At 73.3% G+C, this 22,112-nt stretch carries 24 protein-coding genes and 1 pseudogene; 9 read left to right on the forward strand and 16 right to left on the reverse strand.

The window, feature by feature from the left end; translation table 11 throughout:
• Window positions 1-31: 31 nt before the first annotated feature.
• Window positions 32-994, reverse strand: coding sequence for a GlxA family transcriptional regulator (locus ACWC0C_RS26475; RefSeq protein ID WP_449193920.1), 963 nt, complete (start codon window positions 992-994; stop codon window positions 32-34).
• Between the two features lie 71 nt (window positions 995-1,065).
• On the opposite strand from ACWC0C_RS26475, the gene ACWC0C_RS26480 reads away from it, so the two are divergent.
• Window positions 1,066-2,016 carry an NADP-dependent oxidoreductase gene (locus ACWC0C_RS26480; RefSeq protein WP_450866275.1) on the forward strand — a complete coding sequence of 317 codons (951 nt, stop codon included), beginning with the start codon at window positions 1,066-1,068 and terminating at the stop codon, window positions 2,014-2,016.
• Between the two features lie 153 nt (window positions 2,017-2,169).
• Window positions 2,170-2,550 (forward strand): anti-sigma factor antagonist, encoded by a 381-nt coding sequence (locus ACWC0C_RS26485; protein ID WP_450866276.1) that lies wholly within the window; start codon window positions 2,170-2,172, stop codon window positions 2,548-2,550.
• Window positions 2,551-2,560: 10 nt separating this feature from the next.
• Here ACWC0C_RS26485 and ACWC0C_RS26490 read toward each other — a convergent pair whose 3' ends face one another.
• The 8 genes and pseudogenes from ACWC0C_RS26490 to ACWC0C_RS26525 all read right to left on the reverse strand — a co-directional run bounded on the left by ACWC0C_RS26490 (window position 2,561) and on the right by ACWC0C_RS26525 (window position 7,941).
• Window positions 2,561-3,508, reverse strand: a complete 948-nt coding sequence (locus ACWC0C_RS26490; protein ID WP_449193917.1) for a ribose-phosphate diphosphokinase — start codon at window positions 3,506-3,508, stop codon at window positions 2,561-2,563.
• A gap of 61 nt (window positions 3,509-3,569) precedes the next feature.
• A pseudogene (locus ACWC0C_RS26495) lies at window positions 3,570-3,662 on the reverse strand (short-chain dehydrogenase); the annotation flags it as partial.
• Window positions 3,663-3,698: 36 nt separating this feature from the next.
• Window positions 3,699-5,471 carry a complex I subunit 5 family protein gene (locus ACWC0C_RS26500; protein WP_450866278.1) on the reverse strand — a complete coding sequence of 591 codons (1,773 nt, stop codon included), beginning with the start codon at window positions 5,469-5,471 and terminating at the stop codon, window positions 3,699-3,701.
• Window positions 5,471-5,818, reverse strand: coding sequence for a sodium:proton antiporter (locus tag ACWC0C_RS26505; RefSeq protein ID WP_450866415.1), 348 nt, complete (start codon window positions 5,816-5,818; stop codon window positions 5,471-5,473). Before ACWC0C_RS26505 ends, ACWC0C_RS26500 begins: the two co-directional genes overlap by 1 nt.
• An 8-nt stretch (window positions 5,819-5,826) precedes the next feature.
• Window positions 5,827-6,567 carry an MnhB domain-containing protein gene (locus ACWC0C_RS26510; protein WP_450866279.1) on the reverse strand — a complete coding sequence of 247 codons (741 nt, stop codon included), beginning with the start codon at window positions 6,565-6,567 and terminating at the stop codon, window positions 5,827-5,829.
• Entirely contained in the window at window positions 6,564-6,824 is a 261-nt protein-coding gene (locus ACWC0C_RS26515; RefSeq protein ID WP_450866281.1) for a Na(+)/H(+) antiporter subunit B, read from the reverse strand. The genes ACWC0C_RS26510 and ACWC0C_RS26515 overlap by 4 nt, the downstream gene beginning before the upstream one ends.
• A gap of 473 nt (window positions 6,825-7,297) precedes the next feature.
• Window positions 7,298-7,750, reverse strand: a complete 453-nt coding sequence (locus ACWC0C_RS26520) for an MrpF/PhaF family protein (RefSeq protein ID WP_450866283.1) — start codon at window positions 7,748-7,750, stop codon at window positions 7,298-7,300.
• Complete coding sequence (locus ACWC0C_RS26525; protein WP_450866284.1) at window positions 7,747-7,941, reverse strand: hypothetical protein; 195 nt, start codon at window positions 7,939-7,941, stop codon at window positions 7,747-7,749. Before ACWC0C_RS26525 ends, ACWC0C_RS26520 begins: the two co-directional genes overlap by 4 nt.
• Before the next feature lie 361 nt (window positions 7,942-8,302).
• Here ACWC0C_RS26525 and ACWC0C_RS26530 point away from each other — a divergent pair, with 361 nt between their 5' ends.
• Entirely contained in the window at window positions 8,303-9,538 is a 1,236-nt protein-coding gene (locus ACWC0C_RS26530; RefSeq protein ID WP_450866286.1) for a lectin, read from the forward strand.
• A 12-nt stretch (window positions 9,539-9,550) separates the two neighbouring features.
• Here the strand turns inward: ACWC0C_RS26530 and ACWC0C_RS26535 are convergent, their stop codons facing one another.
• Complete coding sequence (locus ACWC0C_RS26535; protein WP_449193910.1) at window positions 9,551-9,796, reverse strand: hypothetical protein; 246 nt, start codon at window positions 9,794-9,796, stop codon at window positions 9,551-9,553.
• Between the two features lie 85 nt (window positions 9,797-9,881).
• Here ACWC0C_RS26535 and ACWC0C_RS26540 point away from each other — a divergent pair, with 85 nt between their 5' ends.
• Window positions 9,882-10,922, forward strand: coding sequence for a PHP domain-containing protein (locus ACWC0C_RS26540; RefSeq protein WP_450866288.1), 1,041 nt, complete (start codon window positions 9,882-9,884; stop codon window positions 10,920-10,922).
• Between the two features lie 246 nt (window positions 10,923-11,168).
• Here the strand turns inward: ACWC0C_RS26540 and ACWC0C_RS26545 are convergent, their stop codons facing one another.
• Window positions 11,169-12,053: an alpha/beta fold hydrolase gene (locus ACWC0C_RS26545; protein ID WP_450866289.1), complete on the reverse strand. Its 885-nt coding sequence runs from the start codon at window positions 12,051-12,053 to the stop codon at window positions 11,169-11,171.
• A 177-nt stretch (window positions 12,054-12,230) separates the two neighbouring features.
• Between ACWC0C_RS26545 and ACWC0C_RS26550 the strand changes: the two genes are divergently transcribed.
• Both ACWC0C_RS26550 and ACWC0C_RS26555 read left to right on the forward strand, forming a co-directional pair.
• Window positions 12,231-13,262, forward strand: coding sequence for an SDR family oxidoreductase (locus tag ACWC0C_RS26550; protein WP_450866291.1), 1,032 nt, complete (start codon window positions 12,231-12,233; stop codon window positions 13,260-13,262).
• A gap of 35 nt (window positions 13,263-13,297) precedes the next feature.
• Window positions 13,298-13,549: a hypothetical protein gene (locus tag ACWC0C_RS26555; RefSeq protein ID WP_449193906.1), complete on the forward strand. Its 252-nt coding sequence runs from the start codon at window positions 13,298-13,300 to the stop codon at window positions 13,547-13,549.
• Window positions 13,550-13,635: 86 nt separating this feature from the next.
• On the opposite strand, the gene ACWC0C_RS26560 is transcribed toward ACWC0C_RS26555, so the two are convergent.
• Together ACWC0C_RS26560 and ACWC0C_RS26565 are read right to left on the reverse strand one after the other, a co-directional pair.
• The gene (locus ACWC0C_RS26560; RefSeq protein ID WP_449193905.1) at window positions 13,636-14,925 is read right to left on the reverse strand and encodes an ROK family protein; all 1,290 of its coding nucleotides are present in this window, start codon (window positions 14,923-14,925) and stop codon (window positions 13,636-13,638) included.
• A gap of 153 nt (window positions 14,926-15,078) precedes the next feature.
• The gene (locus ACWC0C_RS26565) at window positions 15,079-18,294 is read right to left on the reverse strand and encodes a cytochrome P450 (RefSeq protein WP_450866293.1); all 3,216 of its coding nucleotides are present in this window, start codon (window positions 18,292-18,294) and stop codon (window positions 15,079-15,081) included.
• A gap of 234 nt (window positions 18,295-18,528) precedes the next feature.
• Between ACWC0C_RS26565 and ACWC0C_RS26570 the strand changes: the two genes are divergently transcribed.
• The gene (locus ACWC0C_RS26570) at window positions 18,529-19,170 is read left to right on the forward strand and encodes a PAS domain-containing protein (RefSeq protein WP_450866294.1); all 642 of its coding nucleotides are present in this window, start codon (window positions 18,529-18,531) and stop codon (window positions 19,168-19,170) included.
• Between the two features lie 131 nt (window positions 19,171-19,301).
• Window positions 19,302-19,796 carry an FBP domain-containing protein gene (locus tag ACWC0C_RS26575; RefSeq protein WP_449193902.1) on the forward strand — a complete coding sequence of 165 codons (495 nt, stop codon included), beginning with the start codon at window positions 19,302-19,304 and terminating at the stop codon, window positions 19,794-19,796.
• 9 nt (window positions 19,797-19,805) lie between these two features.
• On the opposite strand, the gene ACWC0C_RS26580 is transcribed toward ACWC0C_RS26575, so the two are convergent.
• Entirely contained in the window at window positions 19,806-20,798 is a 993-nt protein-coding gene (locus tag ACWC0C_RS26580) for a quinone oxidoreductase family protein (protein ID WP_450866296.1), read from the reverse strand.
• A 131-nt stretch (window positions 20,799-20,929) separates the two neighbouring features.
• Between ACWC0C_RS26580 and ACWC0C_RS26585 the strand changes: the two genes are divergently transcribed.
• On the forward strand, window positions 20,930-21,508 hold the full coding sequence (locus tag ACWC0C_RS26585) for a CGNR zinc finger domain-containing protein (protein WP_450866297.1): 579 nt from the start codon (window positions 20,930-20,932) through the stop codon (window positions 21,506-21,508).
• A 134-nt stretch (window positions 21,509-21,642) separates the two neighbouring features.
• On the opposite strand, the gene ACWC0C_RS26590 is transcribed toward ACWC0C_RS26585, so the two are convergent.
• Both ACWC0C_RS26590 and ACWC0C_RS26595 read right to left on the reverse strand, forming a co-directional pair.
• Complete coding sequence (locus tag ACWC0C_RS26590) at window positions 21,643-21,927, reverse strand: hypothetical protein (protein WP_450866299.1); 285 nt, start codon at window positions 21,925-21,927, stop codon at window positions 21,643-21,645.
• A gap of 21 nt (window positions 21,928-21,948) precedes the next feature.
• On the reverse strand, window positions 21,949-22,110 hold the full coding sequence (locus tag ACWC0C_RS26595; protein WP_450866300.1) for a hypothetical protein: 162 nt from the start codon (window positions 22,108-22,110) through the stop codon (window positions 21,949-21,951).
• Window positions 22,111-22,112 lie beyond the last annotated feature (2 nt).

Below are 22,112 nucleotides of genomic sequence, written 5' to 3' on the forward strand. Positions count from 1 at the left end.
GCCGCCCGTGGCGATCGATCCGCCCGCGCCTTCAGTGGGTCTGCTGGAACGTGCGGCGGTACGCCTGCGGTGACACGCCGATCGCCGCGTGCAGGTGCTGGCGCAGCGAGGCGCCGGTGGCGAAGCCGACCTCGGCGGCGATCCGGTCGACCGGCAGGTCGCTGGACTCCAGCAGGTGCCGGGCGCGGGCGACGCGCTGCTGGATCAGCCAGCGGCCGGGGCTGAGGCCGACCTCGTCGTTGAAGCGGCGGGCGAAGGTGCGCAGGCTCATCCGGGCGTGGCCGGCGAGGTCGGTCAGGGTGAGCGGCTCGTCCAGGCGCGCCAGGGCCCAGGCCCGGGTCGCGGCCGTGCTCGCCACCCCGCTGACCGGGACCGGCTGCTCGATGTACTGGGCCTGGCCGCCGTCCCGGAACGGCGGGACGACACAGCGGCGGGCGACGGAGTTGGCGAGCTCGCTGCCGTGGTCGGTGCGGACGATGTGCAGGCAGATGTCCACACCGGAGGCGGCGCCGGCGGAGGTGAGAATGCGACCGTCGTCGACGAAGAGGACGTCCGGATCGAGGTCCACGCGCGGGAAGCGGCGGCGGAACCCGTCGGCCACCTGCCAGTGCGTGGTCGCCCGGCGGCCGTCGAGCAGGCCGGCCTCGGCGAGCACGAAGGCGGCCGTGCAGATCGAGACGATCCGCGCGTCCGGGCGGATCCGGGCAAGGGCAGCGGCGACCTCGTCCGGCAGCTCCGCGGGGATGTACGCGGGCGGCATCGAGGTGACCACCACCGTGCCCGCCGTCTCGAGGATCTCGGGGCCGTGCTCCACACCGATCGTGAAGTCGGCGCTGGTGCGCACCGGCCGGCCGTCGACCGTGCAGGTCAGTACCTCGTAGCGGCCGTCGGCGGCGCCGAGGATGCGGCTGGGGATGCCCAGCTCGAAGGGGTAGGCGCCGTCGAGGGCCAGGACGACCACCCGCTCCGGTTTCGTTTTCGGCATGCCACGCATGGCACGATCCTATCGGAGCTTGGCATTCATGCCATTTCCCGGGCGGGTGGCGCCCGGCAGGCTGGGTGACCATGAGCGATGAGAACACGATGCGAGCCATCAGCCAGGACGTCCTCGGCGGTCCCGAGGTTCTGCGGGAAGTGCGGGTGGAGCGGCCGAAGCCGGGCCCCAACCAGGTGCTGGTCCGGGTGCGGGCCGCCGGGGTCAACCCCACCGACTGGAAGCACCGGGCCACCGGCGGCTTCCTGGGCGGACCGCCGTTCGTCCTCGGCTGGGACGTCTCCGGCGAGGTCGCCGAGACCGGGATCGGCGTGGCCGCCTTCGAGCCCGGCGACGAGGTCTTCGGCATGGTTCCCTACCCCTACGGCCACGGCTCGCACGCCGAGTATGTGATCGTCCCGGTCCGCGCCCTGACGCACAAGCCGGCCTCGATCGACCACACCCAGGCGGGCGCGCTGCCGCTGGTGTCCCTGACCGCCTGGCAGGCGCTGACCGAGCACGCGGACGTACGGCCCGGGCAGCGGGTGCTGATCCACGCGGCGGCCGGCGGGGTCGGGCACGTGGCCGTGCAGATCGCCAAGGCGCGCGGCGCGTATGTGATCGGCACGGCGAGCGCGGGCAAGCACGACTTCCTGCGGGAGATCGGCGTGGACGAGCCGATCGACTACCGGACGACCGAGGTCACCGAGGCGGTGCGGGACGTCGACGTGGTCCTGGACACGCTCGGCGGGGACACGTCCGTCGCGTCGCTGAAGGTGCTGCGGCCGGGCGGTGTCGTGGTGTCGATCCTGCCGGGAGGCTCGCAGGAGTTCTACGACGAGGCCGAGCGGCTCGGCGTACGGGCCGTGCGGATGCTGGTGGACGCGGACCGGGCGGGGATGGAGAAGATCGCGGAGCTGGTGGAGTCGAGGAAGCTGAAGGCGACGATCGCCGGGACGTTCCCGCTGGCAGACGCGGCGAAGGCGCACGAAGTGGGCGACACCGGACGGACGATCGGGAAGCTGGTCCTTCTGGTCGACTGAGCATCAGCACCCGGCCGTTTGAGCAGGGATACCGGTCGTCACGCCTCAAACTCGAAGACATATGTCAATCGAACATGCTCAAATTCCTTCCATCGAGGGTAACTTGACGATCGGGAGACCGACGTCCGGGCGCGGGTGGGAGGTGAAGCCGTCGTGCGGGACGAGCCAGCACCACTCACCCGTCACCTCCGTGCGTACGAGCACCGGGCGCACACGGTCCTGGAGCTGCGGGGCGAGATCGACCTGGTCTCGGCGACGGAGATCGGCCCGTCGCTGGACCGGGTCACCGGCCGGCCCGGCGTCCGGGTCGTCGTCGACCTGCGGCCGGTGACGTTCTTCGACTGCTCGGGGCTGCGGCTGCTGTACCGGGCCCGCGCCCGGGTGCTGGACGGCGGTGGGCAGCTGCACGTGGTGTGCACGCACCCGCTGACCCTGCGCGTCTTCCGGGTCACCGGTCTGTCCCGGCTGCTGCCCCCGCACCCCACGCTGGACGCGGCCCTGGCCCGGTCCGAGGCCGCGTCCGGCTCACTGTGAGTCGCTCACCTCACGACTGCTCGAACAGGGCGCTCACCGATTCACCGTTGTGAATGCGCCGTACCGCCTCGGCGAGCGCCGGGGCGATGGAGAGCACGCGCAGCTTGTCGGTGTGCTCCTCCTCCAGGGGGAGCGGAACGGTGTTGGTGCAGACGATCTCCAGCACGTCCGGCTGCTCGCTCAGCCGCTTCAGCGCACCGGCCGCGAACAGCCCGTGCGTGCACGCCACCCGGACCGACCCGGCGCCCAACTCGCGCAGGCGGCCGAGGAGTTCCAGCACGGTGCTGCCCTTGGCGATCTCGTCGTCCAGCACGATGACGTCCCGGCCGGTGACATCGCCGATGACGGAGCTGATACTCACCCGGTCGTCCGCGAACCGCTGTTTGGCGCCCGCCGCCACCGGGGCGCCGATCAGCCGGGCGAAGGCGGCGGCCTCCTTGGCGTTGCCGAGGTCCGGTGAGACGACGGTGGTGCGCGTCAGGTCGTACTGGCGGAAGTGCGCGGCGAGTTCGCGCAGGGCGTTCAGGTGGTCGACCGGCACCGAGAAGAAGCCGTGCACCTGTGGGGAGTGCAGGGTCATGGCGAGCACGCGGCTCGCGCCCGCCGCCACGAGCAGGTCGGCGACCAGCCGGCCGCCGATGGAGATGCGCGGGGCGTCCTTCTTGTCGGAGCGGGCGTAGGAGTAGTGGGGCATGACGACGGTGATCCGGGCCGCGGAGGCGCCCCGGGCGGCGTCGCACATCAGCAGCAGCTCCACCAGGTGCTCCTGCACCGGCCGGACCAGCGGCTGGATCAGGAAGACGTCCCGTTCCCGGCAGTTGGCCTGAAGCTGCACCCCCAGACAGTCGTTGGCGAACCGGCTGACCTGGGTCGGGCGCAGCGGGACCCCGAGGTGGGCGCAGACCTCGTGGGCCAGGTCGGGATGGGCGCTGCCGCTGAAGACGGCGATGTCTCGCACGATCCGCTCCTCGCAGAATCGTCACGGGCTGTGGGCCGTCATGCTACTGGCGGCACACGGCTCACCAGGGCATCGGCGTCCCGTCCCAGGAGGAGAACCCGCCGGTCGGCCCGTCGTACGGCGGCAGCGCCGGCCGCACGGCCCCGCGCGGCGCGTTGACCTTCGTCCCGTACGTCCGCCGGAAGTCCGATCAGCCGCCGAGCACACCCGGCAGGGCAAGCGCGCCCAGCACGGTGGCGCCCACCAGCAGCCAGGCCACGTAGTCGCCGACGTGGCCGGACTGCAGTCGTCGCAGGGGGCGGGCCCAGTCGGGAGCGGCGGTCCAGTCCGGGCGGGTCACGGCGAGGCCGGCGAGGGCCACGGCCAGCGCGGTGGAGGCCAGGCCCAGCAGTACGCCGTGCGCCGTCCACTGCACAGCGGCGTGGGCGCCGCCCGATCCGGCCTCGTTGACGGAGCGGGCGACCAGGCCGCCGAAGCCGGGCGCCACGCCGACGGCGAGGGCGGCGGCGAGGAGCACGGCGGGCACCGTCGTCATGGTGTCCGGGATCCGGCTCAGCGGGCCGGTCGTCTCGGGTTCCTCCTCGGATCCGCTGGTCTCGAGGTCGGAGTCGGCGTCCTCGGGGCGCGGCCCGAGGCCCAGGAACACCCGTGCGGTGACGCGCAGGACGGCACCGGCGGTGATCGCTGAGGCGGCCACGTACACCACGGTGAGCGGGGCCCCGACCGCCTCCTCGGTGACCGCCTTGCCGAGCGCCGTACCGAACGGGGGCAGACCGGCGAGGCCGAGGGCGCCCACGGCGAACATCACGGCGGTGGCGCGCAGTTCACGGGCCCGGCCGTGCAGGGCGTGCTCGTCGACGCAGCCGTAGCGGTCGAGCAGCACCCCCGCGCAGGCAAACAGCGCGGCCTTCACCCCGGCGTGCCCCAGGATGTACAGGGCGACCCCGTCGTCGCCCTCCGGGGTGAGGACGCCGAGGCCCACGAGGAACAGGCCGGTGTGGGCGATGGTGGAGTAGGCCAGGAGCCGTTTGATGTGCCGCTGGTACCAGCACATGACGGCACCGGTCACGGCCGTGAGGGTGCCGAGGGTCACCAGGGCCCGGGTCAGGTCGGCGGCGGGGATGCCGCCGGGTCCGGCGAAGACGGAGCCGTACACCCGCCAGACGCCGTAGGCGCCGAGTTCGACCATCACGCCGGACAGCAGCATGCAGACCGGCGTGGGGGCGACGGCGTGCGCGTCCGGCAGCCAGAAGTGGAAGGGGACGGCGGCCGCCTTCACCAGCAGCCCGGTCAGCACCAGCACGAAGGAGGCGAGGACCAGCGCGTCCGGTCCGCCGTGGCCCGCCGCCGTGTCGAGTCCGCGCCCGATCTTCGCCATGGCCAGCTCGCCGGTACGGGCGTACAGCAGGCCGATGCCCATCAGCAGCGCATACGCCCCGAGGGAGTTGACGACACCGAAGGTCAGCGCGCCCTGTACGGCCTTCGCCTCGTCGATGCGGTAGCCGGTGAGGGCGTAGGCCACCACGCTCATCAGCTCGAAGAACACGAAGGCGTTGAACAGGTCGCCGGCGATGGCGAACCCGCACATGGCGCCCTGGGAGACCAGCATCAGCGCGGTGAAGGCGCCGGGGTGACCGCGCGGGGGTTCGTCGAAGTAGCGCCAGGAGTAGGCGAGGGCGGCCAGTGTCAGCAGCGAGGCCAGCGTGGCCATGCCGAGCGCGGGGCCGTCGCCGACGACGACGATGCCGACGCTCTCACCGCCGACGGGCAGCCAGCCGCCGACCCATTCGACCATCGGCGGCGAGGAGTTCAGCAGCAGTACGAGCGTGAGGGCGGCGGTACCGCCGGAGACGGCGTAGCCGGTGATCTCGGCGGCGATCCGGGGCAGACGGCTGCCGGTGGCCACCAGCAGGGCGGCGCCGAGCAGGGGGATCGCGGGGAGCAACGGGAGCAGGCGGTGCATCAGCCGCGCAGCTCCCGCAGTTCGTCGGGGTCCACCGTGCCGTGCCGTTTGGCGATCTGCAGGACGAGCGCGAGCAGCAGCGCGGTGACGGTGGCGCCGACGACGATGTCGGTGAGGGTGAGTGCCTGCACGACCGGGTCGACCACCGGCCGGGAACCGGGTTTCAGATCGGAGAAGACGGGGGCGGTGGCGCCGTCCTGGTAGCCGACGGCCAGCAGCAGCACGTACGTGGAGGACTGGCAGACAGCCAGACAGCCCACGGCGTGGATGAGGTTGCGGCTGGTGGCGAGGCCGTAACAGCCGGTCAGGAAGATGTAGGCGGCGATCATATAGGGAAGGACGTGCATCACGGCGGTCATCGGCTCCCGTCTTCCTCCTCGATCTCGACGGCCTGGTCGAGGAAGTGGGCGAGCAGGACGACGACCGCGCTCGCCACCTCGACGCCGACGGCCGCGTTCAGCAGGGGGACGGTGCCGCCGGAGGACAGGGTGTTGAAGGTGCCGTACGGCAGCAGCGTGTTGGCCAGGAACGCGGTGCCGGCCAGGACCGCGGCGATGCCCAGCAGGAGGTAGGCGGATACGGCGAGCGCGTCGGACGTCTCGTAGACGGCGATCGGGCGGACGCGTTCGAGTGCGCGGTAGTCGGCGCCGAGGTAGAGCAGGTGCAGGGCGGTCGCGGCGACGACGCCGCCCTGGAAGCCGCCGCCGGGGCTGAGCTGGCCGTGCGCGATGACGTAGAGGCCGGTGATCAGGGCGACGGGCAGCACGATCAGGGCGTAGCGGCGGACCGGCCGGGCCACCTCGGCCGGTTCCGGCTGTGCCCGGTGCTCGTCGCGGGCCTGGCGGAGCAGCACCACGCAGCCGAGGACGGCGGCGAACAGGATGCTCATCTCGCCGAGGGTGTCGTAGGCGCGCTGGTCGAAGTTGACGGAGGCGATGGTGTTGGCGGTGCGCCGGGTGAGGGAGGCGTGCACGGCCCGGGTGCCGTAGGGGTGGCTGCTGCCGCCGAAGCCGGGCAGGTCGAGACAGGCGGCGACGAGCAGCGCGGCGAGCCCGGTGCCGCCGGCCGCCAGCAGGGCGAGCCGGAGCCGGTTCACTTCGCACCGTCCTTCGAGCGGCCTCGGCGTCTGACCTTGCGCACGCTCAGCATGATCAGCAGCGGGGTGAGCGCGGAGCCGACGGCCAGCTGGGACAGACCGACGTCCGGCGCCTGGAGCACGGTGAACAGCACGGCCAGCACGGCCCCGAGCACAGACAGCACCAGCGCCTGCCGGGCGGGATCGCGCTGGGCCACGGCAGCGGTGGCGGAGGCAGCCATCAGCAGCAACGCGACGACGATCACGCCCTCATCCATGCCACACCCCCACCGCCCTCGCCGGGGGCCCACCGAACCCCAGGCCTCCCGGCAACCGGCATGCGCGCGCTTCGGCCGCCGCAGCCCCTGGCAACCGACCCACACACCCTGCGGGCACCGCACACCCCGGCAACCGCCCCGCAGGCGCATCGGCCGCCACCATCCCCCGCAACCGGCGCCCACGCGCTTCGGACACCGCACGCCCGTACAGCCGGCGCGCACGCAGTTGAGGTACCGGACGCCGCTGCGGCCGGCCTGCGGGCACTTCAGGCACCGCGCATGCCTGTGACCGGCCCACCGTGGATCCCGGTAGCCGTCCCATGGGGACGGCGGGCACGGCACGCCCCCGCACCTCACCCGCAAGCGCATCGGCCGCCTCACATTCCCGTAGCCGTCCCGCACCTACCTCAGGCGCCGCACATCCCCGCAGCCGCCCTCCGGGCTCCGTGGCCGCCCGGGCGACCGAGTGCATGTCAGCCACCCCGCACCCCCCGGAATCCGCCCGACAGGGCGCGTGAGGCGATGACGTTGCCGGTGATCAGGAGGGCGCCGATGACCAGGAGTTTCGCCATGGCGCGGCCCGGGCCGGTGGCCGTGGAGACGGCGGCCACTACTGCCGCGCCGAGGCCGGCAGCGGTCCAGGTCAGCCCCCAGGCGCTGGGCCGCTCGCCTTCCAGGTCGTCGGAGAGGAGCCGGGCGAAGACGAGTGTGCCGACGGGGCCGAGCAGGGCGAGCAGGAGGGCGAGGTCGACGTAGGACGGGCGTGCGTAGCCCTGGGAGAGCAGCAGCAAGGCGGGGCACAGGGCCGAGGTGGTCATGTTCTGGGCGACGACCCGGCGGGCCGGGGTTCCGGTGGTGGCGCCCCACAGGGCCGCCGCCCCTCCCCCGCCGAGTTCGACGGTCGCCGCGAGGATCCAGCCGTTCACCGCCAGGTCACCGCCCGCCGGCCGGCCCGCGCCAGCAGCGCCCCGACGGCCGCGGCGCCGGACCCGACGATGCGTTCCAGGGTGTCGACCGAGGTGATGAAGACCAGCCACAGCAGCGCCAGCGCCCCCCACCAGGCGAGGAGTTCACCGATGGCGCGGAGAGCGGTACGCGGGGCCGTACGCCGGTTCATCGGCCGCCTCCTCGGTCCGCTCTGTACAGATGCGCGGCGATGTGCCCGACGCGCCGCTCGGGGCATCCAAGCACCGCCGGGCCCATGGAGGGGTGGCGGCACGCTGGTCCGCAGCCGGAGTGCCCCGGGAGCGTGAACGCAAACCCCGCCGTGCGCCCGGAGCCGACCGGGCTGCGGCATCCCGGGCCGGTTGCCGGGCAACCGGCCTGCGGAGCGGGGAAGTTGACCCTTCGAGGGATCCCGTGATCGGAGTAGCCCTCTGATGGATCGTCAACAACAGGTCCGTACCGGAGTATTGACGACCTCTTTTCTCACTCCTTAAATCAAGAGGCATCACACCCCCCACCCCGAACGGAGAGCCATGGTCTCCCCACGTCTGCTCCGCAGATGCCTCCTCGCCGCCCTGTCCGCCGCACTGGTCGGTTCCGCCGCCGTCGGCCCGGGACGGGCCCAGGACGCCGCGCCGGCGGCGGCGACCGTCAGCACCTTCTCCGACAACTTCGACGGGCCGGCCGGCTCCGCCGTCGACTCCTCGAAGTGGAATCTGGAGACCGGCGACAACGTCAACAACCACGAGCGGGAGTACTACACCCCGGGGACGAACAACGCGGCCCTGGACGGCCAGGGCCACCTGGTGATCACGGCCCGCAAGGAGAACCCGGCCGGCTACCAGTGCTGGTACGGCCCCTGTCAGTACACCTCCGCCCGGCTGAACACGGCCGGCAGGTTCAACGCCCAGTACGGGCACGTCGAGGCGCGGATGAAGATCCCGCGCGGGCAGGGCATGTGGCCGGCGTTCTGGATGCTCGGCACGCCCGTGAACTGGCCGGACTCGGGCGAGATCGACGTGATGGAGAACGTCGGCTTCGAACCCTCCACCGTGCACGGCACCATCCACGGCCCCGGCTACTCCGGCTCCGGCGGCATCGGCGCGGCCTACACCCTGCCGGGCGGCCAGGCCTTCGCGGACGCCTTCCACACCTTCGCCGTCGACTGGGCACCCGGCTCGATCACCTGGTCCGTGGACGGGAACGTCTACGAGCGGCGTACGCCCGCCGACCTCGGCGGCAAGACCTGGGTGTTCGACAACAAGCCGTTCTTCCTGATCCTCAACCTGGCCGTGGGCGGCTACTGGCCCGGCGACCCGGACGGCAGCACCCGGTTCCCCCAGCAGCTGGTGGTGGACTCGGTGTCGGTGACGACGAGCGACAGCGCGACCGGGGTGCCGATACGCGGTCTGGCCGGCAAGTGCGTGGACGTGGCCGGCGCGAACTCCGCGAACGGCACACCGGTGCAGCTGTACGACTGCAACGGCACGGCCGCGCAACAGTGGACGGTGGGCTCGGACGGCACGCTCCGGGCACTCGGCAAGTGCCTGGACGTCACGGGCAACGGCACGGCGGACGGCTCGACGGTCCAGCTGTGGGACTGCACCGGCGGCCCGAACCAGAAGTGGACCGTCACCGGGGCGCACGACATCGTCAACCCGCAGGCGAACAAGTGCCTCGACGTCACCGGGAACAACTCGGCCAACGGCACGCGCCTGCAGATCTGGACGTGCACGGGCGGCGCCAACCAGAAGTGGACGGTCGGCTGAGCCGCCCCTCGCTCAGTGCAGCGTCCAGGTGTACTTGTCCCCGCCGACCCAGCGGACCACGTCGGGGTCGTCCATGTCGTGGATGGTGATGCCGTACGAGGCGGCGGCCTCCAGTACGTCGGTGACGGTCCTGGCCTCACCGATCACCTGACCGTCGATCTCCATGATCCGGAAGGGCCGCTCGCCGGGCTTGCCCGGGCACACTCCGAGCACCAGGATCCGCGGATGGGAGATGTGGGGAGCTGCTTGTTCGGTCATGCAATAGAGCGTAGAACGCATCGGTCGGCAACGAGATGTGCAGTCCCCCGCGCCCCTCCGGGGCGCCTGGGGCAACCTTGGTTGCATGGATCCCGTGGCCGCTCTCGACCGGATCGCCTTCCTGCTGGAGCGGTCGCTCGCGCCCACCTACCGGGTGAAGGCCTTCCGTACCGCCTCGCGGGCGCTGGCCGCGTTGCCCGAGGGTGAGGTTGCCGAGCGGGCGGCCGCCGGGACCCTGGAGGCACTGAAGGGGGTCGGGCCGAAGACCGCGCAGGTGGTGCGGGAGGCGCTGGCCGGGGAGGTGCCGGGCTATCTGCGCAGGCTGGAGGAGGAGAGCGGGACCGCGCCCGCCGAGGGCTCCGGCGCCGGGTTGCGGGCGCTGCTCCGCGGGGACTGTCACACCCATTCGGACTGGTCCGACGGGGGCAGCCCGATCGAGGAGATGGGGCGGGCGGCGATCACGCTCGGGCACGAGTGGACCGCCCTCACCGATCACTCCCCGCGGCTGACCGTGGCCCGCGGCCTGTCGCCGGAGCGGTTGCGTGAGCAGCTGGAGGCGGTGGCGGAGCTGAACGCGCGGTGGGCGCCGTTCCGGCTGCTCACCGGCATCGAGTGCGACATCCTCGAGGACGGCTCGCTGGACCAGGAGCCCGGGCTGCTGGAGCGGCTGGACGTGGTCGTGGTGTCCGTGCACTCCAAGCTGCGGATGGACGCCCGCTCGATGACCCGCCGGATGGTGGCCGCCGTACGGGATCCGCACGCCGACGTCCTCGGGCACTGCACGGGGCGCCTGGTGACGGGCCGGGGGCGGCCGGAGTCGGAGTTCGACGCCGACGCGGTGTTCGCCGCCTGTGCCGAGTCCGGTACGGCCGTGGAGATCAACAGCCGGCCCGAGCGGCTCGACCCGCCCCGCCGGCTGCTGCGCCGGGCCGTGGACGCGGGGGTGTTGTTCTCCGTCGACACCGATGCGCACGCGCCCGGCCAGCTGGACTGGCAGATCCTCGGCTGCGCCCGGGCCGAGGAGTGCGGGGTGCCCGCCGAGCGGGTGGTGACCACCTGGTCCGCCGACGAGCTGCTGGCCTGGACCCGCGAGGGCCGTCTCCCGGCTCGCGCGACGGCTTCCTGACCTGCCGGGAGCTGAACACCACCGAGAGTGGTGCAGGTCACATGACCGGCTGGAACACCACCGGGTAGTTGTCCGTTGAACAAGCCGTGGGTGTGGATGGGACAGTGTCCCCGGGCCTCACCTTTTGCCCACGGGGACGACCGTTCGGCTGAAGCCCCGTGGAGCCTTTCGCCGAGAGGCGACCGCCATCCGTGCCCACCACCTGGCCGCCCCGGTCGTGATTCCCCCGTCACGGCCGGGGCTTTCTCATGCCCACCGGCCGACGGCTCCGGCACCGGCCAGCTCGGCGGTGCGGCCGGTCCCCGCCTCGATGAACTCCCGCAGGTCGGCGGTGAGCCGTGCGGCATGCGTGGCGAACAGTCCGTGCCCCCCGTTCTCGTACACCTTCAGGGTGCCGTCCGGGACCAGCCGGGCCGCGCGCTCACCCGTGAGCGCCAGCGGTGCGGAGGTGTCGTGGGTGCCGTGCACGACCAGCACCGGGAGGTCCAGTGCGGGCAGCTCGGCGGCGAGATCCAGGGCGGCCACCACGGCCCGGACGCCGTTCGCGGCACGCGGGGTGGCGCTCAGGCAGCGGTCGATCAGGTAGCGGACGTAGGGCGGGGACATCTGGTTGCCGGGCAGGTGGACGGCGAAGAAATCGTCGGCCAGGGCGGTGAAGTACGCGGCCCGGTCCCGCCGGAACACCTCGTCGTCGGCCCGTACGGCCTCCGGGTCCAGGCCGTCCGGGGTGCCCGGCGAGCGGACGACCCCGGGGGCGACTCCCGCGACGAGGGCGAGCCGGGCCACGCGGGCGAGGCCGTGGCGGCTCACGCAGCGGACCACCTCGCCGGTGCCGACCGAGTGGCCGATCAGGGTGACCTCGCGCAGGTCGAGGTGGTCGAGCAGACCGTTCAGGTCGTCGGCGAGGGTGTCGAGGTCGTAGCCGGACCAGGTGTCGTCGGAGCGGCCGTGGCCGCGGCGGTCCAGGGCTACGCAGCGGTAACCGGCCTCCGCGAGGGGCAGCATCTGGTACTCCCACATCTCGTGGCCCACATACGCACTGGCGACGAAGACGGCGACGGGCCCGGTCGCGGGGCCGTGGTCGACGTAGTGCAGACGGGTGCCGTCGACGGGGCTCTCGTAGTACGGCATGGGTGCCTCCTCGGGCTGTCCGGATCAGGTGCGACTCGGCTCGGTCGCGCTGACGTCCTCGATGCTGCCCGGATCCCGCGCACGGGTCGATTACCTGTCACGTCATGGCCGGGTGTGCGCGGGCCCGGGCCCGGGTACCCGGCCGTCCGCCGAGCCGGGGACCGAGAGGAGGCGCGGGTGAGCAGCGCAGCGGGCAGCAGGGTCGTCGTCACGGGCGCGACCGGCAATGTCGGCACGAGTGTCGTACGGCTGCTCGCGTCGGACCCCGGGATCAGGTCGGTGCGCGGACTGGCCCGGCGTACGCCCGAGTGGTCGCCGCCGAAGACCGAGTGGTCCGCGGTCGACATCGCCTCCGACGAGGCGAACCTCGCGCAGCGGTGCGAGGGCGCGGACGCGGTGATCCATCTGGCCTGGGCGTTCCAGCCGACGCACGATCCGGCGGCCACCTGGCGGACCAACGTGCTCGGCGGCATCCGGATGTTCGAGGCAGTGGCCGCGGCGCGGGTGCCGGTGCTGGTGCACGCCTCCTCCGTGGGCGCGTACTCGCCGGGCCCGAAGGACCACGCGGTGGACGAGTCCTGGCCGACGCACGGCTGGCCGGGCGCCGCGTACTGCCGGGAGAAGGCCTATCTGGAGCGCGCGCTGGACGTGTTCGAGCGCGACCATCCGGAGGTGCGGGTGGTGCGGATGCGGCCGGCGTTCCTGTTCAAGCGGCAGTCGGCGAGCGAGCAACGGCGGATCTTCGGCGGGCGGTTCCTGCCGGGTCCGCTGGCCCGGCCGGAGCTGCTGCCGTTCCTGCCGGACGTCCCGGGGCTCCGGGTGCAGGCCCTGCACACGGACGACGCCGCGGAGGCCTACCGGCTCGCGGTGGGCTCGGCCGGCGCGCGGGGCGCCTTCAACCTCGCCGCCGACCCGCCGCTCGACGCCGGGGTACTCGCCGGACTGCTGGGCAGCCGTCCGCTACGGCTGCCGCGTACGGCGGCCCGGTCGGCGATCGCCGCGGCCTGGGGGCTGCGTCTGCTGCCGGCCTCACCGCACCTGTTCGACGCCGTGCTGCGGCTGCCGCTGATGGACTGCGGCCGGGCCCGCACCGAGCTGGGCTGGCAGCCGCGGCGTACGGCGACCGAGGTGGTCCAGGAGTTCCTGGACGGGCTGCAGCAGGGCGCGGGGATGGACACCGAGCCGTTGCGCGGACGCAAGGTCGGCTGACGCGCGCCGTGCGCACGGGCCGAGGGGAGTACACCATGGCCGCACGACAAGACCCTGAGCCGGGCCGGAAGCCGGGCCCGGGGCCCGTACCGAGGGACATGCCGGACCAGCAGGCGGGCGCCGGCGAGGATCCGTGGGAGGTCGCGGCGGGCCGCCCGCCCGAGGACGACTCGGCCCCGCCCGACGACGTACCCGACACGGACGAGGCCGGCACGGGCCCGCGCGGCGCGCCGCGGTCGGGGACGGTCCATCCGGAACACCCGGCCCCGGACGAACCGCCCGCGTAGGCGGCGGACGGCGGGGGCCGTCAGCACCGGGCCCGGCTCGGACGACGATCGGCCGGCACGACGGCGGTGCCACGGCACGGCAGGCCTCAGCGCGGCGCCCGTTGCCGCAGTGCCGCCCGCCACGCCGGCAGCCGGTCCTCGGTGATGGGTTCCGGGCGGCGCCCCCCGCCGGCGAAGAAGTCGGCCAGCGGCAGGATCGCCGCGCCGACGGTGACCGCGTCCGGGCCGAGCCGGCCGAGGTCGATGGTCACCCTGTCGGCCGGATGGCGCAGCGCGTACGTCGTCGCGTGCCGGCGTACGGCGGGCAGGAAGCGCGCACCCAGCTGGAGCCCGGCCCAGCCGCCGATCAGGATCCGCTCGGGCTGGAAGAGGTTGATCAGGTCGGACAGACCGGCGCCGAGATACTCGGCGGTCTCCTCCAGGACGGACAGCGCGACCGGGTCGGGCTCGCCGCCTCGGGCCGGATAGGCGGCGGCGAGCATCGCGGTGAGCGCGGTCTCCTCGTCGGTGCCCTCGGGCGGCCGGCCGCCCGCCTCCCGCCAGCGGGCGAGCAACGACTCCGCGCCCGCGTAGGCCTCGAGGCAGCCGGGCGCACCGCACCGGCAGCGGCGCCCGCGCACCCGTACCGTCAGGTGCCCCCACTCGACCGCCCGCCCGTTCTCCACCTCGGGTGTGACCACGCAGGCGCCGACGCCGGAGCCGAAGAGCACGACCACGGCGTTGCGGGCGCCGCGTCCCGCGCCGAACCACATCTCCGCCTGGCCCAGGGTCTTGGCGCCGTTGTCGATGAAGTACGGGATCCGGTCGGGGAGTTGTGAGGCCGAGCGGAGCAGCCGCTCCAGCGGGACCGCGTCCCAGCCGATGGTCTGCCCGTGGACGACGGCACCCTGGTCCGGGGTGTGCTCGACGATGCCGGGGACACCGACGCCGACGCCGAGGAGCCGCTCGGGCGCGGCCTGCTGGGCGCCGAGGACCTCGGCGATGCCGTCGCGGATGTGACCGGCGATCACCTCGACGTCGTAGCCCTGCGGGGCCAGCCGGCGCTCGGTGCGCGCGAGTTCCGTCAGGGCCAGGTCGAACAGCTCGACGCGGACCCGGGTCTCGCCGACGTCGACGCCGATCATCTGTCCGCTGTCCGGGGCGACGCGCAGAAGGGTGCGGGGCCGGCCGCCGTCGGAGTCGACGCTGCCGGCCTCCTCGACCAGGCCGTCGGCGATCAGGTCGGCGACCACGTTGCTGACCGAGCCGGAGCTCAGGCCGGTGGCCGGGCCCAGCTCGAAGCGGCTCAGCGGGCCGTCGAAGTACAGTTTCTGCAGCACGGCCGTGCGGTTGCCCCGCCTGAGGTCGCGTACCGTGCGCCCGTTCCGCCCCGCCATGCGGCTCCCTTCACGAACCCTGCCCGACCTGCAACATACCCCTTCGAGCAGTCGGCATGCGACATTCTCCCATGCCTTAGTTCACGATATGAGCTAAGCGGAACCGGATCCGCCCCGCGCCGCGAGGGGCGCGGGGCGTGTTCGATGTGCCGCTCAGCCCGCCGCGTAGACGTCCTCCACGTAACGCCCGTCCGCCACCAGCGCGTCGAGCCACTGCCCGGCCGCCGTCTCGTCGCCGCCGGGGGTGCGCTCCCGGTACAGCGTGCGGAACGCCTCGCGGACGCCGGGTGCCATCCGGGCGCCGTCGCCGCAGACGTACACCCGGGCGCCGGACTCCAGCAGCTCCCAGACCTCGTCGGCCTCGGCGGCGATGCGGTGCTGCACGAAGGCGGCGCCGTGCACGGGGGCGGCGCTGAAGGCCGGGCGCAGCGAGACCGCGCCGGCCGCCTCGGCGGCCCGCAGTTCCCCGGCGTGCAGGAAGTCGGCGTCGGGCGCGTCGCAGCCGAAGTACAGCAGCGCGGGCGGGAGTTCGGCTCCTCGGGCGCGGGCTGCCGCGCGGTCGGCGACGGCACCGCGGAACGGGGCGAGCCCGGTGCCGGCGGCGACCATCACGACCGGTGCCGAGCCGTCGATCCGGAATGCCTCGCGGCAGGGCTGGATCCGGGCGTGGAGCGTGTCACCGGGCTTGAGGGAGGCGAGGTGGCCGGAGCCCGTGCCCCGGTAGCGGCCACGGCCGATGGGGGTCCCCCCGCTCGAGCGCAGTCGAGAGTGGGGGAGGGATGGGGCGTCGAGGACGGAGACCATGAGGTCCACGTGGCCCGGGTCGACGGCCGGCGAGGAGGAGACCGAGTAGTGGCGGGGCCGCAGCGGGGTCAGCAGATCGAGCAGCAGCGGCCAGCCGAGGGCGCCGCGCAGGGCGGGGTGGTCCTCGGCCAGCTCCACCAGGGTGCGCGGATCGTCCCCGGTCAGGGCGGCGAGCGCGGCGCGCTCGGGCGGGCAGGGGTTGGCCTCGGCGAGCAGGGCCAGCTGCCGGGGCGTCGGCCGTTCCTGCAACTCGACGTGGTGCGTCAGGAGGTGGCGTACGGTCAGCGGACGGTCCACGGCGAGGCGGTCGCGGCGCGGACGGGTGGCCCGGATGTCCAGGACGGCATCGGGGTCGAGACCGAACGCGACGGTGGCGCGGTCCACCAGGTCCGGGGCGTTGGCGGGCAGGACGGTCAGGTGGTCGGCGGTGCGGTAGGTGACGCCCTCGGGCAGCGCGATGCGCAGAAAACGCTTGGTGCGCGGGTATCCCGACGCGGTCAGGTCGTACGCCTCGGTCACGGTCATCGGGACCAGTTCGTGCCGGGCGGCGACGGCGTCGAGCGGGCCGCCGCTCAGGGTGCGGACCTCGTAGGCGTGTGCGGGTTCGGTGGAGGTGCCCGGCAGGGCGTCCGGGTCGCCGTACTCCGTGAGGAGAGCGGTGCGCAGCCAGGCCGTGAACTCCCGGACCGTGCCGGTGAGATCGCCGGAGGCGTCGGCGGCGGCGCGGTCGGTCAGCCGGGTGGCGCCGAGTTCGGCGAGGCGGGCGTCGATGCGGGTGGGGACCTGCTGGTAGGTGGCGGCCCAGTTGCGGTCGCCGACGCCGAGGACGGCGTAGGTCACACCGGTGAGGTCGGGCGTGCCGTCGAGCCACGCGGTGAAGGCGCCGGCGTCGTCGGTGGGGCGGCCGTTGTAGGAGGCGGCGGTGATGACGACGGCCCGGTCGGCGGGCAGTCCCTGGGCGTATGCGTCCAGGGCGGCGACCTCGGTGGCGCAGCCGACGGCGGCGACCTCGTCGGCGAGCTGGGCGGCAAAGGCGCGGCAGGTGCCGTAGTTGCTGCCGTGCAGGAAGAGGACGCCGGTGCCGGGGCGGACCCGGGCGGGCAGCGTGTCAGGGGCCGGGGCGCCGTCCTCGTGCGGGCGCGCGGCGCCGGGCAGCGGGGCGTGCGCGCGGTCGGCGCAGGTGCGCGGGGTGAGCGTGAGGGTGAAGCCCTCGGGCTTGAGGGTGAGGGTCTCCTTCACCGTGAGCCGGTAGTCGGCGTGGTCGTGCAGCCGGTAGCGGTGGACCAGCATGGCGAGCAGCATGGTCGCCTCGTGCAGCGCGAACTGCCGCCCGATACAGGCGCGTTCGCCGGTGCCGAAGGGCTTGAAGGCGTGCACCGGGCGGGCCGCCTCCGCCTCGGCGGTGAACCGCTCGGGGTCGAACAGCTCCGGGTTGTCGCCCCACACGGGCTGCCGGTGCAGCATCGGGGTGAGCACGGTGACGGCCTGGCCGGCGGCGAGCGGGATCCGGCCGCCGAGCAGGGTGTCCTCGCGGGCGTGCCGGGCGAAGGCGGCGGCCGTCGGCCACAGCCTGAGCGCCTCGTTGAGGACCTGCCGGGTGTAGGTGAGCCGGCCGATCTCGTCGTACGTCGGCTCCGGGTCGGCGGTGTCGCCCCACAGCGCGTCGGCCTCGCGCTGCACCAGCCGGAGCACGGCGGGGTGCTTGGCGAGGTAGTACAGGGCGAAGGACATGGCGCCGGAGGTCGTCTCGTGGCCGGCGATCAGGAAGGTGATGACCTGGTTGCGGATGTTGGCGGCGTCCAGGGTGGTGCCTTCGGCCGGGTGCGGCGCGCTGAGCATCAGGCCGAGCAGGTCCTCGGCACCGCTCTGGTCGGTGCCGGTGCGGGAGGCGATGACGTCGTCCACGACTCCGGCGAGGTAGTCGGCGTCGCCCCGGAAGGCCGCGTCGGCGGCGGTGCAGTCCTGTCCCGGAGTGCGGGCCAGCCGGGTCATGCTCCACTCCAGGCAGCGGACCATCGACTCCACGAAGGGGTGCGGTTCACCGCGCTCGAAGGAGCCGAAGTCGTAGCCGAACCCGGCCAGGCCGATGGTGTCGAGGGTCATGCGGGTCATATCGTCCGCTACGTCGACGGGCTGCCCGGCGTGCGCCGCGCGGTCCCAGGAGTCGACGAGCCGGCGGGCCACCCTGAGCATCACCGGGTGGTAGGTGCGCATCGAGCCGAGCGCGAAGGCGGGCATCAGGATCTCGTGCGCCTTGGCCCAGTTGGGTTCGTCGTTGTACGCCGTGAACAGGCCGTCGGCGGCGAAGGCGCGCACGTTCTCCAGCGCGGGCCCGATGTGCTTGGCGAAGCGCTCCTCGTCGGCGAGGTCCGCGACCAGGTCGGCGTCGGCGACGAACAGCGCGTCCCGGCCGTGCAGCCGGCGCACGAGCACCGGGCCGTGCGTGCGCATCAGGCCCATGATCTGCTGGAGAGGGGTGCGGCCGGGACCGGTGGCGGTGATGTCGACGACCGGGACGCCGGGCAGGGTTCCGGCCGGATCGGGGTGCAGTGCGGTGGGGGGCATGGCGCGACAACTGCCTTTCGCGGTAACCGAGTACTGCGCTCCAGAGTGGGCGAGCGGCGGCGCGGAGCGGCGCCCCGGCACTACACGATCGCGCAGTCAAAAGTTGCTCACGGGGCTTGCGCCGACCGCGGGTCCCGAGCACGGCGCCGCATTCCAGGGTCCCCCGCCAGGTTTGCCGCTGACCTGGATCTTCGTCTTGGATGAGGGGGTGGCTCGGCACTTCGGGAGGTGGGCATGGACCTGCGGCGGGCCGACGGGGTCGTGTGGCGCAACCGGGCCCTGATGGTCTTCGACCGGGTGTCGGTGCCGGTCGCGGTGTGCGATGTGCATGGCCGGGTGGTGCTGGCCAATCCCGCGATGGCGGCGGAGTGCGGTACGACGCCGGGCGGGCTGCGCGGCCGGGACGTGCTGGAGCTGTTCCGTCCGCAGGAGGCCACTCAGGTGGAGCGGATCGCCCAGGCGCTGCGGCTGCGGCACCGCTCGCGGTACCAGGTGTCGGTGCGCTGGCAGGGGCCCGGCGGGACCGAGCGGTTCGGGGAGCTGACGGCGGACCCGGTCAGCGACAGTGTGGACGAGACGCCGGCCCTGCTGGTGATGCTGCGGGTGCGGGGCGAGTGCGCGCCGCCCGAGCCGGAGCCGGCGCGGGTCACACCGGTGGAGGGCCGGGTGCTGGCCCTGCTGGCCGGCGGCGCCACCACGGCCGGCGCCGCCCGCGAACTGGGCCTCAGCAAGGACGGCGTCACCTACCACCTACGGCGCCTGTCGGCCCGCTGGAACGCGTCCAACCGCACCGAACTGGTCGCCCGCGCCTACGCGTTGGGCGTCCTGAGACCGGGGGTGTGGCCACCGGAGGCGAGGACGGCGGAGGAGGGATAGGCAGCGGCCGGGGGACTCAAAGAAATCCATTGGCCCACCCTCCCCATGACTACCTAGGCTAGCCATGAACCTAGACCTATTAGGTTCCATCGGCGCATGCCGATGAATGACGCCTCCAGAAGGACTCCCCCATGAGATCGCTCACCGAGCAGGACATCCGTAACTCCTTCATCAACTGCTCCAAGGGGGAGGCCAAGCGACTGGCGGTGCCGCGGGACCTCGGTGAACGCCCTTGGGACGACCTGGACTTCCTCGGCTGGCGGGATCCGGGGGCACCCGACCGCAGCTATCTGGTCACCGAACGGGACGACCGGCTCGTCGGCGTGACCCTGCGTTTCCAGGCGGCTCAGCGCGGGTTTCTGCACCGCAGCATGTGCTCGGTGTGTCTCACCACGCATCCCGGTGGCGGCGTGACGCTGATGGCGGCGCGGAAGGCGGGGGCGGCGGGCCGCGAGGGCAACTCGGTCGGCCTGTACATGTGCACCGACCTGGCGTGTTCGCTGTATGTGCGGGGCAGGAAGGTGCCGGAGTCCGGTGCCCGGTTCGAGGAGACCCTGACGACGCAGGAGCAGATCGCCCGTACGACGGGCAATCTGTCCGCGTTCATCGACAAGCTGTACGCGTGAGGGTGCCGTTCACTCCACGGTGAGCACGATCTTGCCCCGGTTGTCCCGGCTCTCCAGCCGCTCGTGCGCGACCCGCGCCCGTTCGAGCGGCAGCACGGTCTCGACCGGCACCCGGTAGTCGCCCGCGGCCACGCGCTCGGCGAGTTCGCGCAGGTCGGGGCGCGGGTCGTAGCCGTGGATCTGCCGGTTGGTGAGCTGGAAGCCGAGGATCGCGATGTTCTTCGGGTAGAAGTCGCGGGTGTCGAGGGTGCTCGGCTCCAGGGCCACGTTGGCGAGGGAGACGACCCGGCCGCCGTGCGCGGTCTCGCGCAGGCTCCGCCCGAGGGCCGGGCCGCCTACGGTGTCGAGGACGATGTCGGCGCCACGCCCGCCGGTCAGCCGCAGCACCTCCTCGACCTCGCCCTCGTCGGCGTACCGCGAGGTGTCGACGACGTCGGCGGCCCCGAACTCCCCCGCCCAGGCCGCCTTTTCGGCCGATCCGGCGAGGGCGATGACGCGGGCTCCGGCCCGGGCGGCGATCTGGACGGCCGCGCTGCCGACCCCGCTCGCCGCGGCCTTGACCACGACCGTATCCCCCTCGGCGACCCTGGCCAGGCGGAGCAGGCAGTACCAGGCGGAGAGCCAGGCGATGGGCAGGGTCGCCGCCGTCGTGAGGTCCAGCCCGTCGGGCACCGCGACCACATGCGTGGCGGACACGGCGGCCAACTCGGCGTAGAAGCCGGGCGAGTCGATGCCGTCGAGGGCCATCACCCGCTGCCCGGCGCGTAGTCCGGTCACCCCCTCCCCCACGGCGGCGACGGTGCCGGCCGCCTCCGCGCCGGGGATCAGCGGAGGCCGGCCCGCCCGATGGTAGGAACCGGCGCGCAGCAGCGCGTCCGCGCGGTTCACGCCCGCCGCCGCGACCCTGATGAGCACCTGTCCGGGGCCGGGCACCGGGTCCGGTACCTCCACCGGCACCAGCACCTCGGGCCCGCCGAACTCCTCGATCCGCACCGCACGCATGACACACCCACCCTGCTCGGAACCCTCCGGCACCCACTGCGGACACCGGTTGAAGTGGTGTCACCATGCGACACCGCTTCAACCGGTGTCAAGACACCCCATGAAACGGTGTCGCACGCTAGGCTGATGCCATGACCACGCCGACCGACCCCGCGCTCGCCTTCCCTTTCGTCGGCGGCCGCCCCTGTCTCGACTTCGTGGCCACGCTCGGCAAGCGGCACGCCACGCCCGTGGAGCGGATCCCCGATCCCGACGCCCTGGCCCGCTGGATCGCCGAGGCGGGCCTGGCGGCCGGGGACGGCCCGGTCCCGGTGGCCGTACGGGACCTCACCGAGGCCCGCGCCCTGCGCGAGGCGGTCTACCGGGTCCTGCGGGCGGCGATGGCCGCGCGGGAACCGGACCCGCAGGACGCGGCTCTGGTCAACGAGGTCGCCGCCCGGCCCGACCTCGCGCCCCAGCTGGGCGCCCGGCGCTGGACGGCACACCATCCGGCACGTGCCGCCCTGTCGACGGTCGCCCGGGACGCCGTCCTGCTGGTCGGCGGCCCGCTGCTGGAGCGCGTCAAGGAGTGCGGCAACCCGGACTGCTCGCTGCTGTTCCTCGACGACTCCCAGGCCCGGCGGCGGCGCTGGTGCTCCATGGAGCGCTGCGGCAACCTCGCGAAGGTCGCCGGCTACCGGTCGCGCAGCCGGGCGGCCGCGACCCGGTGAAGATCGACACCGGATCGTGGCCGCGGGCCGACAGCCGCTGCGGACGTCAGTAGGTTCGGCATCCCTTCCCCTCGGCCGGATGGCGCAACACCCGGTCCTTGAGGGCGAAGAACTCGGCCCGATGTGCCGCGCGGTCAGGATGCCGGGGGCGCCCACTCCGGGTCGCGGCCGAGGAAGGCGAGCAGTGCCGCCGCGTCGTCCGAGGGACCGCCGGACGCGAGGGCGGGGGCGAACACGCCGTACGCGCGCAGCCCGGGCACCAGCTGGTCGGCGGTCGGCCGCAGGCCCGCGGCCAGTGCCGTCGTGAGTGGCCCGTTCTGACCGGTGGCGACGGCGATGTCCCAGGCGTGCACGGCGGCGTCCAGCGCGGCCGCACCGGCGGCCTGCGGCAGGGGCAGCGGGCCGAGCGGCGTCGGCACGGACTCGGCGCCGGCGGCCAGCTACGCATAGGCGCCTGCCACGGCGTCCAGGACCTTGTCCAGCTCGGCCACCGGGTCGCCGTGCAGGGCGTCGGCCGGCTGGAACGGGTCCTCTCCGGGCCGGTCGGCGGCGAGCGCGAGGCCGTAGGCCTGCTGGTCGAAGGCCTCTCGTCGGCCTCTCATCG

It is taken from the genome of Streptomyces sp. NPDC001709, from assembly GCF_053596375.1.

Excerpts from the sequence above, each read along its gene's own strand:
- ACWC0C_RS26545 (WP_450866289.1), bottom strand. The coding sequence starts at position 12,053 with ATGCCGTACTACGAGAGCCCCGTCGACGGCACCCGTCTGCACTACGTC.
- ACWC0C_RS26555 (WP_449193906.1), top strand. The coding sequence starts at position 13,298 with ATGGCCGCACGACAAGACCCTGAGCCGGGCCGGAAGCCGGGCCCGGGG.
- ACWC0C_RS26475 (WP_449193920.1), bottom strand. The coding sequence starts at position 994 with ATGCGTGGCATGCCGAAAACGAAACCGGAGCGGGTGGTCGTCCTGGCC.
- ACWC0C_RS26480 (WP_450866275.1), top strand. The coding sequence starts at position 1,066 with ATGAGCGATGAGAACACGATGCGAGCCATCAGCCAGGACGTCCTCGGC.
- ACWC0C_RS26595 (WP_450866300.1), bottom strand. The coding sequence starts at position 22,110 with ATGAGAGGCCGACGAGAGGCCTTCGACCAGCAGGCCTACGGCCTCGCG.
- ACWC0C_RS26525 (WP_450866284.1), bottom strand. The coding sequence starts at position 7,941 with ATGAACCGGCGTACGGCCCCGCGTACCGCTCTCCGCGCCATCGGTGAA.
- ACWC0C_RS26565 (WP_450866293.1), bottom strand. The coding sequence starts at position 18,294 with ATGCCCCCCACCGCACTGCACCCCGATCCGGCCGGAACCCTGCCCGGC.
- ACWC0C_RS26570 (WP_450866294.1), top strand. The coding sequence starts at position 18,529 with ATGGACCTGCGGCGGGCCGACGGGGTCGTGTGGCGCAACCGGGCCCTG.
- ACWC0C_RS26505 (WP_450866415.1), bottom strand. The coding sequence starts at position 5,818 with ATGCACGTCCTTCCCTATATGATCGCCGCCTACATCTTCCTGACCGGC.
- ACWC0C_RS26500 (WP_450866278.1), bottom strand. The coding sequence starts at position 5,471 with ATGCACCGCCTGCTCCCGTTGCTCCCCGCGATCCCCCTGCTCGGCGCC.
- ACWC0C_RS26560 (WP_449193905.1), bottom strand. The coding sequence starts at position 14,925 with ATGGCGGGGCGGAACGGGCGCACGGTACGCGACCTCAGGCGGGGCAAC.
- ACWC0C_RS26540 (WP_450866288.1), top strand. The coding sequence starts at position 9,882 with ATGGATCCCGTGGCCGCTCTCGACCGGATCGCCTTCCTGCTGGAGCGG.
- ACWC0C_RS26535 (WP_449193910.1), bottom strand. The coding sequence starts at position 9,796 with ATGACCGAACAAGCAGCTCCCCACATCTCCCATCCGCGGATCCTGGTG.
- ACWC0C_RS26515 (WP_450866281.1), bottom strand. The coding sequence starts at position 6,824 with ATGGATGAGGGCGTGATCGTCGTCGCGTTGCTGCTGATGGCTGCCTCC.
- ACWC0C_RS26575 (WP_449193902.1), top strand. The coding sequence starts at position 19,302 with ATGAGATCGCTCACCGAGCAGGACATCCGTAACTCCTTCATCAACTGC.
- ACWC0C_RS26580 (WP_450866296.1), bottom strand. The coding sequence starts at position 20,798 with ATGCGTGCGGTGCGGATCGAGGAGTTCGGCGGGCCCGAGGTGCTGGTG.
- ACWC0C_RS26585 (WP_450866297.1), top strand. The coding sequence starts at position 20,930 with ATGACCACGCCGACCGACCCCGCGCTCGCCTTCCCTTTCGTCGGCGGC.
- ACWC0C_RS26530 (WP_450866286.1), top strand. The coding sequence starts at position 8,303 with ATGGTCTCCCCACGTCTGCTCCGCAGATGCCTCCTCGCCGCCCTGTCC.